Genomic DNA, 13,454 nt, shown 5'->3' with positions numbered 1-13,454 from the left:
GGCCTCAGACCAGGGTGAATTCCAGCCGGCCGACGCCGTCGATCTCGCCGACCACCCTGTCGCCGCGGACGATGGCGGCGACGCCTTCTGGCGTGCCGGTGAAGATCAGGTCGCCCGCCGCCAGGGTCCAGAGCGCGCTGGCTTTGGCGATGACCTCGCCGACATTCCAGATCATGTCTCCGATCTGACCCCGTTGGCGCTCGGCGCCATTGACCGAGAGCGTGATGGCCGCTTCCGGCGCGGGCTCGCCCATGACTCGGAGAGCGCTGATCGGGGCGCTGGCGTCGAAGGCCTTGCCCGCTTCCCAGGGCTGGCCCTTGGCCTTGGCCGCGCCCTGCAGGTCGCGGCGCGTCAGGTCCACGCCGACCGCATAGCCGAAGACGCAGGTCAGCGCCTGTTCGGGCGTGAGGTCCGCGCCGCCGGCCTTCAGCGCCACGACGAGCTCGATCTCGTGGTGCAGGTCGCTGGTGGCGGGCGGATAGGGGATTTCACCGCGCAGCGGCGCGACCGCGTCTGCGGGCTTGGCGAAGAAGAAGGGCGGATCGCGCTCGTCGCCGCCCATCTCGCGCCGGTGCGCGGCGTAGTTGCGGCCGACACAAAGGATCCGGCGAACCGGAAAGACGGCGTCCGATCCCTCCACCGGGACCGTCGGAAGGGCATGCGGGGGAAAGGCGTAAGTCGTCATGGCGCTTCCTGTAGACCCAAACCGCCCTCGCAAAAACCCTCGTCGCACGTTCGGAGGCGCCAGGCCGAAAGCGAGGGCTTTCCAAAATCCCTGGGTTGAACGCCTTGCCTAAACGTTCTTTCACTTGCCCCTATCCGCGCCGCCGAGTCATGACGGTGTGGGGATATTTGGGCGGCATTCGGGGGCGACGGAACGTTCATGCTGATCATCGAGAACTTGACCCACGTCTACGGCAACGGCGTCAAAGCCTTGGACGAGGTCAATCTGACGATCCCGCGCGGGATGTATGGCCTTCTGGGGCCGAACGGCGCGGGCAAGTCGACCTTGATGCGCACGATCGCCACCTTGCAGGCGCCGACCTCCGGCCACATCCGTTTCGGTGACATCGACGTGCTGAAGACGCCAGAGCTGCTGCGTCGCACGCTCGGCTACCTGCCGCAGGACTTTGGCGTCTATCCGCGCGTCTCGGCCTACGACATGCTGGACCACATGGCGGTGCTGAAGGGGATCGCCAACGCCAAGGACCGCAAGGAGACGGTCGAGCACCTGCTGAACCAGGTGAACCTCTGGACTGTGCGCAAGAAGGCGATCGCTGGCTTTTCCGGCGGCATGCGCCAGCGGTTCGGCATCGCCCAGGCCCTGATCGGCGATCCGCGCCTGATCATCGTCGACGAGCCCACGGCGGGCCTCGACCCCGAAGAACGCAACCGCTTCCTGAACCTGCTGGCCGAGATCGGCGAGAACGTCGTGGTGATCCTTTCCACCCACATCGTCGAGGACGTTTCCGATCTTTGCCCGGCCATGGCCATCATCTGCGATGGCCGCATCGTCAGCGAAGGCGCGCCGGCGGACCTGGTGGCCAAGCTGAAGGGCCGCATCTGGAAGAAGATCATCGACAAGAGCGACCTCGAGGCGGCCAAGGCCCGCTACAAAGTGATTTCCACCCGTCTGCTGGCGGGCCGCACCGTCATCCACATCCTGTCCGACGACAATCCGGGCGATGGCTTCGCGCCGGTCGAAGGGGGCCTGGAGGATGTCTACTTCTCCACCCTCTCGACCACGCGGCGGGCGGCCTGACGGAGGGCGGCCGATGTTTCGCAAGATCGCGGGTTTCGAGCTCCGCTACCAGCTGAAGTCGCCCGTCTTCTGGGTGGTGGCGACCATCTTCTTCCTGCTGACCTTCGGGGCGGCGACGATCGACCAAATCCGCATCGGCGGCGGCGGCAACATCCATAAGAACGCCCCGTTCGCGATCGCCCAGACGCATATCATCCTGTCGATCTTCTACATGTTCGTCACCACGGCCTTCGTGGCCAATGTGGTGGTTCGTGACGACGAGACAGGCTTTGGGCCGATCCTGCGGTCCACCCGCGTGCGCAAATTCGACTATCTGTACGGCCGTTTCGCCGGGGCCTTCCTGGCGGCCGCGATCTCGTTCCTGGTCGTGCCCCTCGCCATCTGGCTGGGCTCGTTCATGCCCTGGATCGATCCGGAGCGACTCGGGCCGAACGATCTCCACGCCTACCTCTTCTCGTACTTCGTCCTGGCCTTGCCGACGATCCTGCTGACCTCGGCGCTGTTCTTCGCCCTGGCCACGGTCACCCGGTCGATGATGTGGACCTATGTCGGCGTCATCGCCTTCCTCGTGCTCTGGATCGTCGCCGGCATCGCCCTGCGGCGGCCGGAATACGCCAAGATCGCGGCCTATTGGGAGCCGCTGGGGGCTTCGGCGTTCGGCCAGGCGACGCGGTACTGGACCGCCAGCGAGCGCAACAGTCTTGTGCCGCCCTTCACGGGCGCGCTGCTGTTCAATCGCGTCTTCGTGAGCGCCCTGGCGGTCGGGTTTCTGGGGCTGGCCCATGGCCTCTTCCGGTTCCAGTCGGCGGACCTGTCAGGCCAGCGCAAGGTCAAGGCGACCAAAGGGACGGCCAATGAGGCGCCGCCGTCGGCCCTCGCCGGACCTCTGCCCGCGCCCCGTTTCGATCGTCAGACCGCCTGGGCGCAATTGGTTGTTCGCACGCGGCTGGACATGGGCCAGGTGTTCAAAAGCCCGGCCTATTTCGTGCTGCTGTTCCTGGGCCTGGCCAACGCCATGGGTTCGCTGTGGTTCGCCACCGAGGCGGGGACCTATGGCGGCGTCATCTATCCCGTTACGCACGTGCTCATCGAGCCTCTGCTGGGCTCGTTCAGCCTGATCCCGGTCATCATCGCCATCTACTACTCGGGCGAACTGGTCTGGCGCGAACGCGAGCGCAAGACGCACGAGATCATCGACGCGACGCCCGTGCCCGATTGGGCGTTCGTCGTTCCCAAGACTCTGGCGATCAGCCTGGTCCTGATCTCGACGCTGCTGATCAGCGTCCTGGCGGCGGTGCTGAGCCAGGCCCTGCATGGCTACTTCAACTTCGAGTTCGAAAAGTACCTGCTCTGGTACCTGCTGCCGCAGTCGGTCGACTGGATTCTGCTGGCGGCGCTGGCCGTCTTCCTGCAGGCGCTCAGCCCGCATAAGTTCATCGGCTGGGGGCTGATGGTGATCTATCTGGTCACCACCATCACCTTCGTGAACCTGGGCTTCGAGCACAAGCTCTACAACTACGGCTCGGTCACATCGACGCCTTTCTCAGACATGAACGGCCAGGGCAAGTTCTGGATCGGGGCCTGGTGGCTGCGGGCCTATTGGAGCGCTTTCGCGCTGGTCTTGCTGGTGCTGGCGCACGCCCTGTGGCGCCGGGGGACCGAAAGCCGGCTTCTGCCGCGCCTGCGTCGCCTGCCCGCGCGCCTGAACGGCGGAGCGGGGATTCTGATGACCCTGTCGCTGGCCGTCTTCGCGGCCGCCGGCGGCTACATCTACCTGAACACCAACGTCTGGAACCCCTACCGCACCAAGATCGACAACGAGAAGTGGCAGGCGGATTACGAAAAAACTCTGCTACCCTTCGAGAACACGCCGCAGCCCAAGATCGTGGCGATGACGCTTGACGTCGACCTGCATCCGCACGCGCCCAGCGTCGAGACCAAGGGCTCGTATGTCCTGGAGAACAAGACCGGCGCGCCGCTGAAGGAGATCCACGTCCGCTTCGATCGCGACCTCCAGGTGAAGGGCCTGTCGATCGAGGGCGCGCGGCCCAAGAAGACCTTCGAGGCCTTCAACTACCGGATTTTCGCCTTCGACACGCCCATGCGCCCGGGCGAGCGCCGCAAGATGAGCTTCATCACGTTGCGCGCCCAGCGAGGCTTCCCAAACAGCGACCAAGAGCGCCGGGTCGTCGATAACGGCTCGTTCGTGAACAACATGGAGATCACGCCGCTGCTGGGCATGTCGCGCGAAGGCCTGCTGCAAGATCGCGCCAAGCGCCGCAAGTACGGCCTGCCGCCCGAACTTCGCATGGCCAAGCTGGGTGACGTCGCATCCCGCCAGTTCAACGGCCTGCGCAAGGACGCCGACTTCATCAGCTCCGATATCACCGTTTCGACCGAAGCTGACCAGACGCCGATCGCGCCGGGCTACAAGGTCTCGGATACGGTCAAGAACGGCCGCCGCATCGCCCGCTTCGTCACCGAGGCGCCGATCATGCCGTTCGTTTCGATCCAGTCGGCGCGCTATCAGGTGTCGCGCGAGACCTACAAGGGCGTCGAACTGGCGGTCTATTACGACGCCCAGCATCCCTGGAACATCGACCGGATGAAGACCGCGATGAAGCGGTCGCTGGACTACTTCCAGGCCAATTTCAGCCCCTACCAGTTCCGCCAGCTGCGCTTCCAGGAGTTCCCGGACTACGCCCAGTTCGCCCAGTCCTTCGCCAACACCATCCCGTGGTCCGAAGGGCTGTTCTTCATCTCCGACTACCGCGATCCGTCCAAGATCGACATGGTCACCTATGTCGGGGCGCACGAGATCGGCCACCAATGGTGGGCTCACCAGGTGATCGGCGCGGATCAGCAGGGCGGCGCCATGCTGAGCGAGACCTTCGCCCAGTACTCGGCCCTGATGGTCATGAAGCACGCCTATGGCGAGGACCAGATCCGCAAGTTCCTGAAGTTCGAACTCGACAGCTACTTGCGCGCGCGAGGCGGCGACGTGATCGACGAGCAGCCCTTGGCCAAGGTGGAGACCCAGCCTTACGTCTACTATCGCAAGGGCTCGCTGGTCATGTATCGCCTGCAGAACGAGCTCGGCGAAGAGGTCGTCAATCGCGCCCTGCGCAAGCTGATCGCCCAATACGCCTTCAAGGGCGCGCCGTATCCGATCACCACCGACTTCCTGACCTATCTTCGGGCCGAGGCGCCAGCGGACAAGCAGGCGCTGATCACCGACCTGTTCGAGAAGATCACGCTCTACGATCTGAAGGCCAAGACCGCCTCGGTGAAAGCGAGACCTGACGGCAAGTTCGACGTCACGATCACCGTGGACGCTCAGAAGAAGTATGCCGACGGTAAGGGTAAGGAGACCGCCGCGTCGCTGAACGAGACGATGGACATCGGTGTCTTCACCGCCAAGCCCGGCGACAAGGGCTTCGACGCCAAGGATGTGCTGGTCTACGAGCGTCGTCCGATCCGTTCGGGCGTGCAGACCTTCACCTTTACGGTGGCCAGGAAGCCGAAGTTCGCGGGGATCGACCCGTACAACACGGTGATCGACCGCAACGGCGACGACAACACGGTCGCGGTCGGCAACTGAGGCGAAAAAGCCCGCCGTCCCACTGGGGCGGCGGGCCATGTCTTCACGACGGCGCCAGCTTAGCGGTTGGCGTTGTCCTTGGCGACGTCTTCACCGGTGTCGAAGCCGTTCTTCAGGCCCTCGGCCATGTTCAGGTGCTCCTGGACCTTCGGGGCGGTCGCCGCGGCGAATGACTTCAGGGCGGGGGTGTCGCCGTCCTGAGCGTAGCGCTGCAGCAGGTTCAGGGCCGCCTGGTGGGCGTCGACCTGGCTGTCGGCGTACTTCTTGTCGAAGTCCTTGGCGTCGGCCTTGTTCAGGTCGTCCAGCTTGTCCTGCAGGTCTTGCGGCAGCATGGTCGGCGGGGTGAGCGACGCGCCCGAGGCGGCGATCGCGGCCTTGAGCTCCTCGGTCGTCTTCATGTGCGCCTTTTGCATATTGGCCGCGAACGTCTTGATCGACGGGTTGGTTGAGCGCTTGGCCGCGATCTTGGCGGCCTCGATCTCGAACATATCGCTGGCGCCGGCCTTGGCGACGAAGACGTCGGCCTTGGTTTCGTCCGAAGGGGTCGGGATGGTGGCGGCGGGGTTGGCGTCCGGCGTCGCGGCTTGCTCGGCCGGGGTGGCGGCGCCCTTGGTCTCGTCGGTCTTCTGGCCGCAAGCAGCGAGGCTCAGCGCCGCCACGGCGGCGCCGACAATCATCAGGTGACGGGTCATGGCTCTGTCTTTCCCTGGGTTCTTTTTTGTAGAGAGGGATCAAACTCCGGCGCCGCGGTTCGCCGTCGTGCCAAAAGAACATCACGGGGCCGTGATCGGTTCCCGTGGAGCTGGGGAACATGTCGATGATCGAAGGCCCGCTTTCCGGATTGCGCGTGATCGAGATGGGCTCGCTGATCGCCGGGCCCTTCTGCGGACAGGTGTTGGGCGACTTCGGCGCCGAGGTGATCAAGCTCGAGGATCCCAAGGTCGGCGATCCGATGCGCCAGTGGGGACGCTCCAAGCCCAAGGGGCTGTCGCCCTGGTGGCCGGTGATCGGCCGCAACAAGAAGTCCGTCACGATCGACCTGCGGACCGAGGAGGGGCGCGACATCGCCCGGACCTTGATCGCCAAGGCGGACGTGGTGGTCGAGAACTTCCGGCCGGGCACGCTCGAGAAGTGGGGCATGGGCTACGAGGCCTTGGCCAAGACCAATCCCGGCCTCGTCATGGCGCGCGTCTCCGGCTTTGGTCAGACCGGCCCCTATTCCAAGCGCGCCGGCTATGCGCTGGTCGGCGAAGCGATGGGCGGCCTGCGCCACATCACCGGCGAGCCCGATCGGCCGCCGGCCCGAGCGGGCATCTCGATCGGCGACAGCCTCTCTGGCCTCAACGCCGCGCTCGGCGTGATGATGGCCCTGCATGCCCGCCAGCGGACCGGCAAGGGACAGGTGGTCGACGCGGCGATCTACGAAAGCGTGCTGACGGTGATGGAGAACCTGATCACCGAGTACGATCTCACCGGCTATATCCGCGAGCGCTCTGGCGCGGTCTTGCCGGGTATAGCGCCGTCGAACGTCTATCCGACCCGATCCGGAGAGTTGGTGTTGATCGGCGCCAATCAGGACACGCTCTTCAAGCGGCTTTGCGACCTGATGGGCCGTCCGGACCTCGTTGAGGACCCGCGCTATCGCGATCACGCCGCCCGGGGCGCGCATCAGGCCGAACTCGACGCCCGCATCGCGGCCTGGACCGCCGATCAGGATATCGAAGACCTTCTGCCGAAGCTGGAGGCGGCGGGTCTTGCGACGGGGCGGATCTACAGGGCGCCGGATATGCTCGACGATCCGCAGTTCCAGGCTCGCCAGTCGATCGTCACCGTGCCCCATCCGGTGTTCGGCCAGGTGAAGATGCAGAACGCCTTTCCACGGTTGACGGAAACCCCCGGGGCCGTGCGCTGGCCGGGCCCCACGCTCGGCGAGCACACCGACGCCGTCCTGGCCGAGCTGGCGGGTCTGGACGCCCAGGGGCTGGCGGATCTGCGGGCGCGGAGCGTAATCTAGGACGCTTCAGAGCGGCTTGCGGAAATAGACCACTCGCTCGGTCTCCTCGAAACCGACGGCCTGGTGGAAGGCGTGGCTTTCGAGGTTGTCCGCCAAGGCGTCTGACGCCAGTTCGCTGCAGCCGCGGCGCCGCCCCCAATCGGCGACCGCGTCACACAGGGCTCGCCCGACCTGGGCGTTGCGGAACTCGGGGCGCACGTACAGACCCTCGACGAACACGACGGGCGAGGTGTCACAGCCGTTGACGTAGTCGTGACGCAGGGCCGCTTCGACGAAGCCTGCGAGGCGACCGTCAGGGGCTTCCGCCACGAAGGCGACAATGTCCTTTTCCGAGGCGAGCGCGTCGGCGACCTCCGCGCGGTGGTCGGCGACATCATCCTCCGGCCAGAGCTCGGCGCGGAGCGCGGTCCAATCGTCAAGGTCTCGCGGCGCGGCGGCGCGGATCAGCATGGCCTATGCCCGACCCGTGACCCCCGCCACGGCGCGGGCGATCTGGTGGACGTTGTACGGCTTGCGCACGATCGGGGCGTCGAATCCCATAGGCGCAGCCTTGTCGGCATAGCCGGTGGCGAACACGAAGGGGCGACCCATGCTGCGTAGGATTTCGGCCACGGGGGCGACCGACTGGCCGTTCAGGTCGGCGTCCAAGACCGCGACATCGAAGTCCTTCTCGACCATCGACAGGGCCTCGCCCAGCTCGGCGGCGCAGCCCACGACCTCGACGCCGGCGTCCTCCAGGCCCGCTTCGAGCTCCAGGGCCAGCAGCAGCGAATCCTCGACGATCAGAACCTTGAGTCCGGCGATCGCGCCCGGGCGCACGGTCTCGTCAGCGGCGACGACGGTCTCGACGATCCGTTCGGGCAGGGCGCTGACGGGTTCGACCGGAGGCGCGTCGGCCAGGGCCTCGGCCGCGCCGACGATCATGGCGGTGACGCCGCTGGAGCGATAATTGATCTTGGCCGAACCGCCCAGTTCGCGGCCGGCGACGTCCTCGATCAGCGTGGCGCCGAAGCCCTTGGTCACCGGCGCCGTCGCGGGCGGTCCGCCCGTCTCCAGCCACTCGAGGGCGAAACCGCCTTCCGGCGTGCGCCGCCAGACGACCTCCACCTTGCCATTCTCGGTCGACAGTGAGCCGTAGCGCACGGCGTTGACCGCTAGTTCATGCATCGCCAGCGACAGCGCCGCGGCGGCGCGCGGCGTCAGGAACAGCTCCGGGCCGTCCCAGCGGGTCTGGGTCGGCGCGAGACCGCCGAGCTCGGCGGCGGCGATCCGCGCCAGCGTCGCTCCACGCCAACGGGCGGCGCTCAGCAAGTCATGCGCCGAGCTCATCGACTTCAGGCGCGCGGCGAAGGTCTTGAGGAAGACGTCGAGCGAGGCCGACTTGCGCGCCGACTGGGCGGCGACCGACTGCACGACCGCCAGCAGGTTCTTGATCCGGTGATCCAGCTCGGCGACGAGCGCCTCGCGCTGCTGTTCCTCGGCCTTGCGCTCGCTGATGTCCTGGACGACGCCGATCAGATAGGTCGGTTCGTGGTCCGGCCCGAACAGCATGACGCCGGACCCATGGTACCAGACCGCCCGACCGTCCGCGTCGGGAAGGCGGCGATATTCCAGGCTGTAACGGCCGGTCTCGGCGAGCTGCTTGTTGATCGTCTCGCGGGCGATCTCGCGATCTTCTGGATGGATGTAGGGAAACAGCGCCGCGCCGTTCTCGGACGGGATCACGCCCGGGGCGATCCCCGCGACCTTCGCCAGGCGAGGGCTGATCTTGAAGACGTCGCGCTTGATGTCCCACTCGAACTCGCCAAGCGCCGCCGCGGTGATGGCGAGGTTTAGACGTTCGCCCTCCAGCGTTCTGTCGCCCTCGGGTTTCGCCGTCAGCACTTCGGCCGCTAGGTCCGCCAGATCCTCCAACGCCTGTAGGTCCTCAGCGGAGGGCAGGCCGTGCGCGCTGGGCCCCTCGACGACCAGCGCGCCCAGAATGTGGCCTTGGCCGTCGCGGATCGGCGCGGCCAGGTCGACGGCTCTTCCGGCCGAGACCACCTTGCCGGCGAGGTCGTTGGACCTGGGAGCTTCCGGGCCCGCATAGCCGACGAACGCCTTGCGCCAGACGCGGTCCTGGTCAACCAGCGCGACGGCCGCCTTCGGGGCGTCGAACAGCCGGGAGGCCAGGCGCGCGATCCGCAGGAGGCGCGGTTCATTCACCTCGCCGTCCAGAATTCCAAGCGCGCGCAAAGCCTTGAGGCGGGCGGTTTCCTGGCGGTCGTCGCTGACGATTGGGGCGTCGTCCATGATTCGACCTTAAACTTGGTTCGCGTTCGGCGCGAGCGCCTTTGAATCAGGGCCCTTAAGCAGGCGGATTCGAGTGGTGAAGCTTGGGGTCCTTGAGTATCGTGGAACCGCAGCGACGAATGCGACGTTGTCGGGACGCCGCTTCCCGCGTCCCGGTCGGTCGCGTCGCGAACAGGAGATGACCATGCCCGCCAATTCTCTGAATCCCGCCGCCAAGGAAGCCAACAAGGCCAAGGGCGCCACGCTGGAAGCCGTGGAACACGCCGAGCGTAGCTTTACAGAAGCCGCCAACGCCGCCCGTGTCTCGCTCACCGAAGCCGCCAAGCGCGTCGAAAAGTCGGTCGCGGAAGGCTTCGAAACCCTCCGCGCGCAGAGCCGCGCCTATACCGACACCGCCGGCCAGCAGATCGAGGAAGCCCAGCGCTACGTGTCCGAGCGCGTTCGTGAGCGCCCCATCGCCGCCACCCTCGCCGGCGTGGGCGTCGGTGTCCTGATCGGCCTGCTGATCGCCGGCGGCCGTAGCAATAACCGGTAATGTTCGAGAAAACCCTCATGACCCTGGCGGCCGCTGCGGCGATCGCCGCCGCCGCCGCCGTCAGCGTCGTTTCCGCCGCCTTCGCGCTGTATGCGGTCCTGCTGCCGCTGGTCGGCGCGGCCGGAGCCTCGGCGATCGTCGCCGCCGTAGCCGCCTTGATCGTCGCCATCGCCGGCATGATCGCCGCCCGCAAGGCCGAGAACCGTCGCGCCAGCCAACAGGAGATGCCGCAGGGCGGTTTCGATCTGACCGGCAAGGTGGTCGATATCGTGCGCGAGCGTCCGCTGCTGTCGCTAGGCATCGGTCTGGCCGCCGGCATCATCGCGCTGAAGAACCCGACGCTTACAGCGTCGCTGGCGAAGGCCTTCCTGGATCCCAAGCCGCCGCAGCGCTGAAGCACTGACGCGAGAACAGCATCGCCGCCGCCGGAGCCATCCAGCGGCGGCGACGTCTTGTCCGACGAGCGGAAACCCCAAGTTTCAAAGGGAATTTATCTCTAAAAATTGACCAAGATCATGCGTCTGGCGACTTACACTTTCGCGCCGGCGCCTCTAGATGCCTCGTCGCGTTCCCGCTCCTCCCTTCATGGGAACGCCTTCCCATGGAGTGAACATGTACAAGCTGCCGGACCTGCCCTACGCCTACGACGCGCTGGAGCCGACCATCTCCGCCAACACGCTCCACTTCCACCATGACAAGCACCACGCCGCCTATGTCACGGCCCTGAACGGCCTGCTGAACGGCGACGACAAGGGCTCGCTGGAAGCGGTGATCAAGTCGGCTGGTCCGGGCAAGGTGTTCAACAACGCCGCGCAGGCCTGGAACCACGCCTTCTTCTGGGACGGTATGAGCCCGACCAAGACCGCTCCGGGCGCCGAGCTCGCCGCGGCGATCGACAGCACGTTCGGCGGCCTGGCCGAGCTGAAGGAAAAGTTCGTCGCCGAAGGCGTCGGCCACTTCGGCTCGGGCTGGGTGTGGCTGGTTTCGGACGCCACGGGCGCGCTGAAGATCATCTCGACCCACGACGCTGAAAGCCCGGTGACCCAAGGCCTGACGGCGCTGCTGGTCGCGGACGTCTGGGAGCACGCCTACTACCTGGACTATCAGAACCTGCGGAAGGCTTTCCTGGAAGCCTTCTTCGACAACCTGGCCAACTGGACCCTGGCCGACAGCCAATACGCCGCCGCCAAGGCTGGCGCGCAAGGCTGGGCCTATCCGGCTCCGGAATAGGTCGACCCCGCCGGAACGTCCGGCGCTTCGGGCGCGTTGTCAGGAAGCGAGGCCATAAGGTCTCGGAGACCTGACAACCCGCCCCGGCGATCCGCCGGGCCAATCCGGAGAGGCCAATGCTGAATTGGGCCCTGACCTTCCTGGTGATCGCCCTGATCGCCGCCCTGCTGGGCTTCACCAGCATCGCGGGCGCGGCGATGGGGATCGCCAAGATTCTGTTCTACGTCTTCCTGGTCCTGTTCCTGGTGTCGCTGGTCAGCCACCTGTTCAGGGGGCGACGCGCTCCCTAGCGGAGACGTTCATCGAGCTTTTGAACGGCGCGGCCTTCGGGGCGCGCCGTTTGCTTTTCAGCGCCGATCGAACGCCCAGGTGCGCCAGACCTCGAAGCGGCCGCGCTCATAGGCGAGGGCGGTCACCCGGACGCAACCGGGGTCCGCTTCGATCACATTGAAGCCCGGCGCGGCGCCGCGCTCGCGCAGGGAGAGGGTGCCGGAGCCCACTAGCTGGGCCTTGCCGTCGCCGAAGGGGAGCGCGGTCACAAACGGCAGGTGAATGTGACCCGACAGCACGATGTCGGCGCCGGCCGCGACGAAGCGGTTTGCGGCGTCGACGCCCCCGCGGACCCTCGCTGTCATCGGTCCGCCCAGGACCTCCATCAGCGGATGATGGCAGACCACCACCTTCAGATCGTCCGAGGGAGCCGCCTTCAGCGCTTCAACGACGCGGCGTATCTGGCTTCGCGAAACCGCGCCCTTGGACCAGTTCCAGCGCAGCTGGGCGGCCCGCGCCGTGTTGAGGGAGGCGATGGTGACGCCCGGCCCTCTCCAGTCCGCCCCATCATCTAAACCGAAACGATCCTTGAACCGTCGCCAGGGACGCGTGAACCGGACCCAGAGCTCGCCTGGTCCCACGAAGGGCGTGTCGTGATTGCCCGGGACGATGAGGGTGGGGCGTGGAAGGCTGTTGATCCACGCCGCGGCCGCATCGAATTCCGAGGTCTTTCCGTCCAGCGTAAGGTCGCCGGCGACGACGATCAGATCAGGCGCCTCTTCGCGGATCCGCTGCGTCGCGGCCTCCACGGCCTCGCGGTTCTCGCCGCCGAAGTGAATGTCCGAGACCTGGACCAGCTTCATGCGGGCGGAACCAGAGCGCGGAACGCCTTCGGGCGAAAGCGGATCGAGACCTTGGGATCAAAGCGCGCCGGCTCGCCGTCCAGGATCGCCGGAATGCGTCCGCCGGCCCAGACCCGGCCGGTCCGGCAACGGCCGACGGAGACCGAAGGGTCTTCGCGCCACTGGCCGCGGGCGGCGTTGAAGCCCAGGCGAAAGACGTCCAGCGCGCTCGAAGGGTCCAGGGCGGCGGCTTCCAGGGCTCGTTCTTCCGCGTCCAGGGCGGTCGAGACCAGCGGACACATCAGGGTCAGGGCTTCGGCGCGCTGCTTGGGGCGTCCATCGAGCACAAAGCGCAGCCTGCCCGAAAACGCGCGCTGGACCGCTCGTCGGGCCCGGGCGACGGCCAGGTCAAAGCGGCCTTCGCGCGCGGCCTCCCGCGCCGTCGCCCACAAGGCGGGGCTGCCCAGGATGGCGGCGACGAAGAACAGGCGGCCGCCAACCTCGCCGCCCGAGATCATCCGCGCCTCGCCCGCCGCCAGGCAGTCGGCCATGACCGCCTGCCACGGCCGCTCGCCATAGAGGGCGTGGGGCAGCATGTTCATGGTCCCGCCAGGCAGGGGTGCGATCATCGGTCCCTCCGGCCCCGCCAGCTCGGCCGCGGCGCGCGCCGTGCCATCCCCCGCCAGGACCAAGACCGCGTCCGGCGCTCCGTCGATGACGTCCCGCAGGCAGATCGCCAGCTCATGGGTTTGAGGGGCGTGGACGCGCCCATTCACACCGTGCTCGGCCAGCATGCGCTCGGCGATGGCTGGCGCGTCCGGGCCAACCGACCCCGAGGCGGTGTTGACGACGATATCGATCCGCCGCACGGGCGCCCCCTGTCTCGCGAAACTCGCCGACCCAACGGC

Annotated in this window: 13 protein-coding genes; 7 read left to right on the top strand and 6 right to left on the bottom strand. The window is 66.7% G+C overall.

Annotated features, from left to right (window positions below; all coding sequences use genetic code 11):
* Positions 1–4 precede the first annotated feature (4 nt).
* Positions 5–685: a fumarylacetoacetate hydrolase family protein gene (locus AX690_RS16135; protein WP_066687863.1), complete on the bottom strand. Its 681-nt coding sequence runs from the start codon at positions 683–685 to the stop codon at positions 5–7.
* 198 nt (positions 686–883) lie between these two features.
* Between AX690_RS16135 and AX690_RS16130 the strand changes: the two genes are divergently transcribed.
* Both AX690_RS16130 and AX690_RS16125 read left to right on the top strand, forming a co-directional pair.
* Complete coding sequence (locus tag AX690_RS16130; protein WP_066687861.1) at positions 884–1,762, top strand: ABC transporter ATP-binding protein; 879 nt, start codon at positions 884–886, stop codon at positions 1,760–1,762.
* A gap of 13 nt (positions 1,763–1,775) precedes the next feature.
* Entirely contained in the window at positions 1,776–5,363 is a 3,588-nt protein-coding gene (locus AX690_RS16125) for a M1 family metallopeptidase (protein ID WP_066687859.1), read from the top strand.
* Between the two features lie 59 nt (positions 5,364–5,422).
* Here the strand turns inward: AX690_RS16125 and AX690_RS16120 are convergent, their stop codons facing one another.
* Positions 5,423–6,055, bottom strand: a complete 633-nt coding sequence (locus tag AX690_RS16120; RefSeq protein ID WP_066687856.1) for a DUF4142 domain-containing protein — start codon at positions 6,053–6,055, stop codon at positions 5,423–5,425.
* 119 nt (positions 6,056–6,174) lie between these two features.
* Here AX690_RS16120 and AX690_RS16115 point away from each other — a divergent pair, with 119 nt between their 5' ends.
* A complete protein-coding gene (locus AX690_RS16115; RefSeq protein ID WP_156449701.1) occupies positions 6,175–7,377 on the top strand; it encodes a CaiB/BaiF CoA-transferase family protein in 1,203 nt (400 codons plus the stop codon).
* Positions 7,378–7,383: 6 nt separating this feature from the next.
* Here the strand turns inward: AX690_RS16115 and aac(6') are convergent, their stop codons facing one another.
* Complete coding sequence (gene aac(6') / locus AX690_RS16110) at positions 7,384–7,827, bottom strand: aminoglycoside 6'-N-acetyltransferase (protein ID WP_066687853.1); 444 nt, start codon at positions 7,825–7,827, stop codon at positions 7,384–7,386.
* 3 nt (positions 7,828–7,830) lie between these two features.
* Positions 7,831–9,669 (bottom strand): HWE histidine kinase domain-containing protein, encoded by a 1,839-nt coding sequence (locus AX690_RS16105; RefSeq protein ID WP_066687850.1) that lies wholly within the window; start codon positions 9,667–9,669, stop codon positions 7,831–7,833.
* 184 nt (positions 9,670–9,853) lie between these two features.
* Between AX690_RS16105 and AX690_RS16100 the strand changes: the two genes are divergently transcribed.
* The 4 genes from AX690_RS16100 to AX690_RS22425 all read left to right on the top strand — a co-directional run bounded on the left by AX690_RS16100 (position 9,854) and on the right by AX690_RS22425 (position 11,724).
* Positions 9,854–10,204, top strand: a complete 351-nt coding sequence (locus AX690_RS16100; protein ID WP_066687848.1) for a hypothetical protein — start codon at positions 9,854–9,856, stop codon at positions 10,202–10,204.
* Positions 10,204–10,599 carry a hypothetical protein gene (locus AX690_RS16095; protein ID WP_066687846.1) on the top strand — a complete coding sequence of 132 codons (396 nt, stop codon included), beginning with the start codon at positions 10,204–10,206 and terminating at the stop codon, positions 10,597–10,599. The genes AX690_RS16100 and AX690_RS16095 overlap by 1 nt, the downstream gene beginning before the upstream one ends.
* A gap of 217 nt (positions 10,600–10,816) precedes the next feature.
* Complete coding sequence (locus tag AX690_RS16090) at positions 10,817–11,434, top strand: superoxide dismutase (protein ID WP_066687844.1); 618 nt, start codon at positions 10,817–10,819, stop codon at positions 11,432–11,434.
* 116 nt (positions 11,435–11,550) lie between these two features.
* Positions 11,551–11,724, top strand: coding sequence for a DUF1328 domain-containing protein (locus AX690_RS22425; RefSeq protein WP_082769699.1), 174 nt, complete (start codon positions 11,551–11,553; stop codon positions 11,722–11,724).
* 57 nt (positions 11,725–11,781) lie between these two features.
* Here AX690_RS22425 and AX690_RS16085 read toward each other — a convergent pair whose 3' ends face one another.
* The gene (locus tag AX690_RS16085) at positions 11,782–12,567 is read right to left on the bottom strand and encodes a metallophosphoesterase (RefSeq protein ID WP_066687842.1); all 786 of its coding nucleotides are present in this window, start codon (positions 12,565–12,567) and stop codon (positions 11,782–11,784) included.
* Positions 12,564–13,415: a diacylglycerol kinase family protein gene (locus AX690_RS16080; protein WP_066687838.1), complete on the bottom strand. Its 852-nt coding sequence runs from the start codon at positions 13,413–13,415 to the stop codon at positions 12,564–12,566. The genes AX690_RS16085 and AX690_RS16080 overlap by 4 nt, the downstream gene beginning before the upstream one ends.
* Between the last annotated feature and the right edge of the window lie 39 nt (positions 13,416–13,454).

This window comes from Caulobacter sp. CCH9-E1, assembly GCF_001556515.1.
In the GTDB taxonomy this organism is placed as follows: Bacteria; Pseudomonadota; Alphaproteobacteria; order Caulobacterales; family Caulobacteraceae; genus Caulobacter.
The sequence above is the reverse complement of the archived record's forward strand: the minus strand, read 5'-3'. Positions and strand labels throughout refer to the sequence as shown.

Coding starts and splice junctions, on each gene's coding strand:
- AX690_RS16090 (WP_066687844.1), top strand. CDS start 10,817: ATGTACAAGCTGCCGGACCTGCCCTACGCCTACGACGCGCTGGAGCCG.
- AX690_RS16115 (WP_156449701.1), top strand. CDS start 6,175: ATGTCGATGATCGAAGGCCCGCTTTCCGGATTGCGCGTGATCGAGATG.
- AX690_RS16105 (WP_066687850.1), bottom strand. CDS start 9,669: ATGGACGACGCCCCAATCGTCAGCGACGACCGCCAGGAAACCGCCCGC.
- AX690_RS16135 (WP_066687863.1), bottom strand. CDS start 685: ATGACGACTTACGCCTTTCCCCCGCATGCCCTTCCGACGGTCCCGGTG.
- AX690_RS16095 (WP_066687846.1), top strand. CDS start 10,204: ATGTTCGAGAAAACCCTCATGACCCTGGCGGCCGCTGCGGCGATCGCC.
- AX690_RS22425 (WP_082769699.1), top strand. CDS start 11,551: ATGCTGAATTGGGCCCTGACCTTCCTGGTGATCGCCCTGATCGCCGCC.
- AX690_RS16120 (WP_066687856.1), bottom strand. CDS start 6,055: ATGACCCGTCACCTGATGATTGTCGGCGCCGCCGTGGCGGCGCTGAGC.
- AX690_RS16100 (WP_066687848.1), top strand. CDS start 9,854: ATGCCCGCCAATTCTCTGAATCCCGCCGCCAAGGAAGCCAACAAGGCC.
- AX690_RS16125 (WP_066687859.1), top strand. CDS start 1,776: ATGTTTCGCAAGATCGCGGGTTTCGAGCTCCGCTACCAGCTGAAGTCG.
- AX690_RS16085 (WP_066687842.1), bottom strand. CDS start 12,567: ATGAAGCTGGTCCAGGTCTCGGACATTCACTTCGGCGGCGAGAACCGC.
- AX690_RS16130 (WP_066687861.1), top strand. CDS start 884: ATGCTGATCATCGAGAACTTGACCCACGTCTACGGCAACGGCGTCAAA.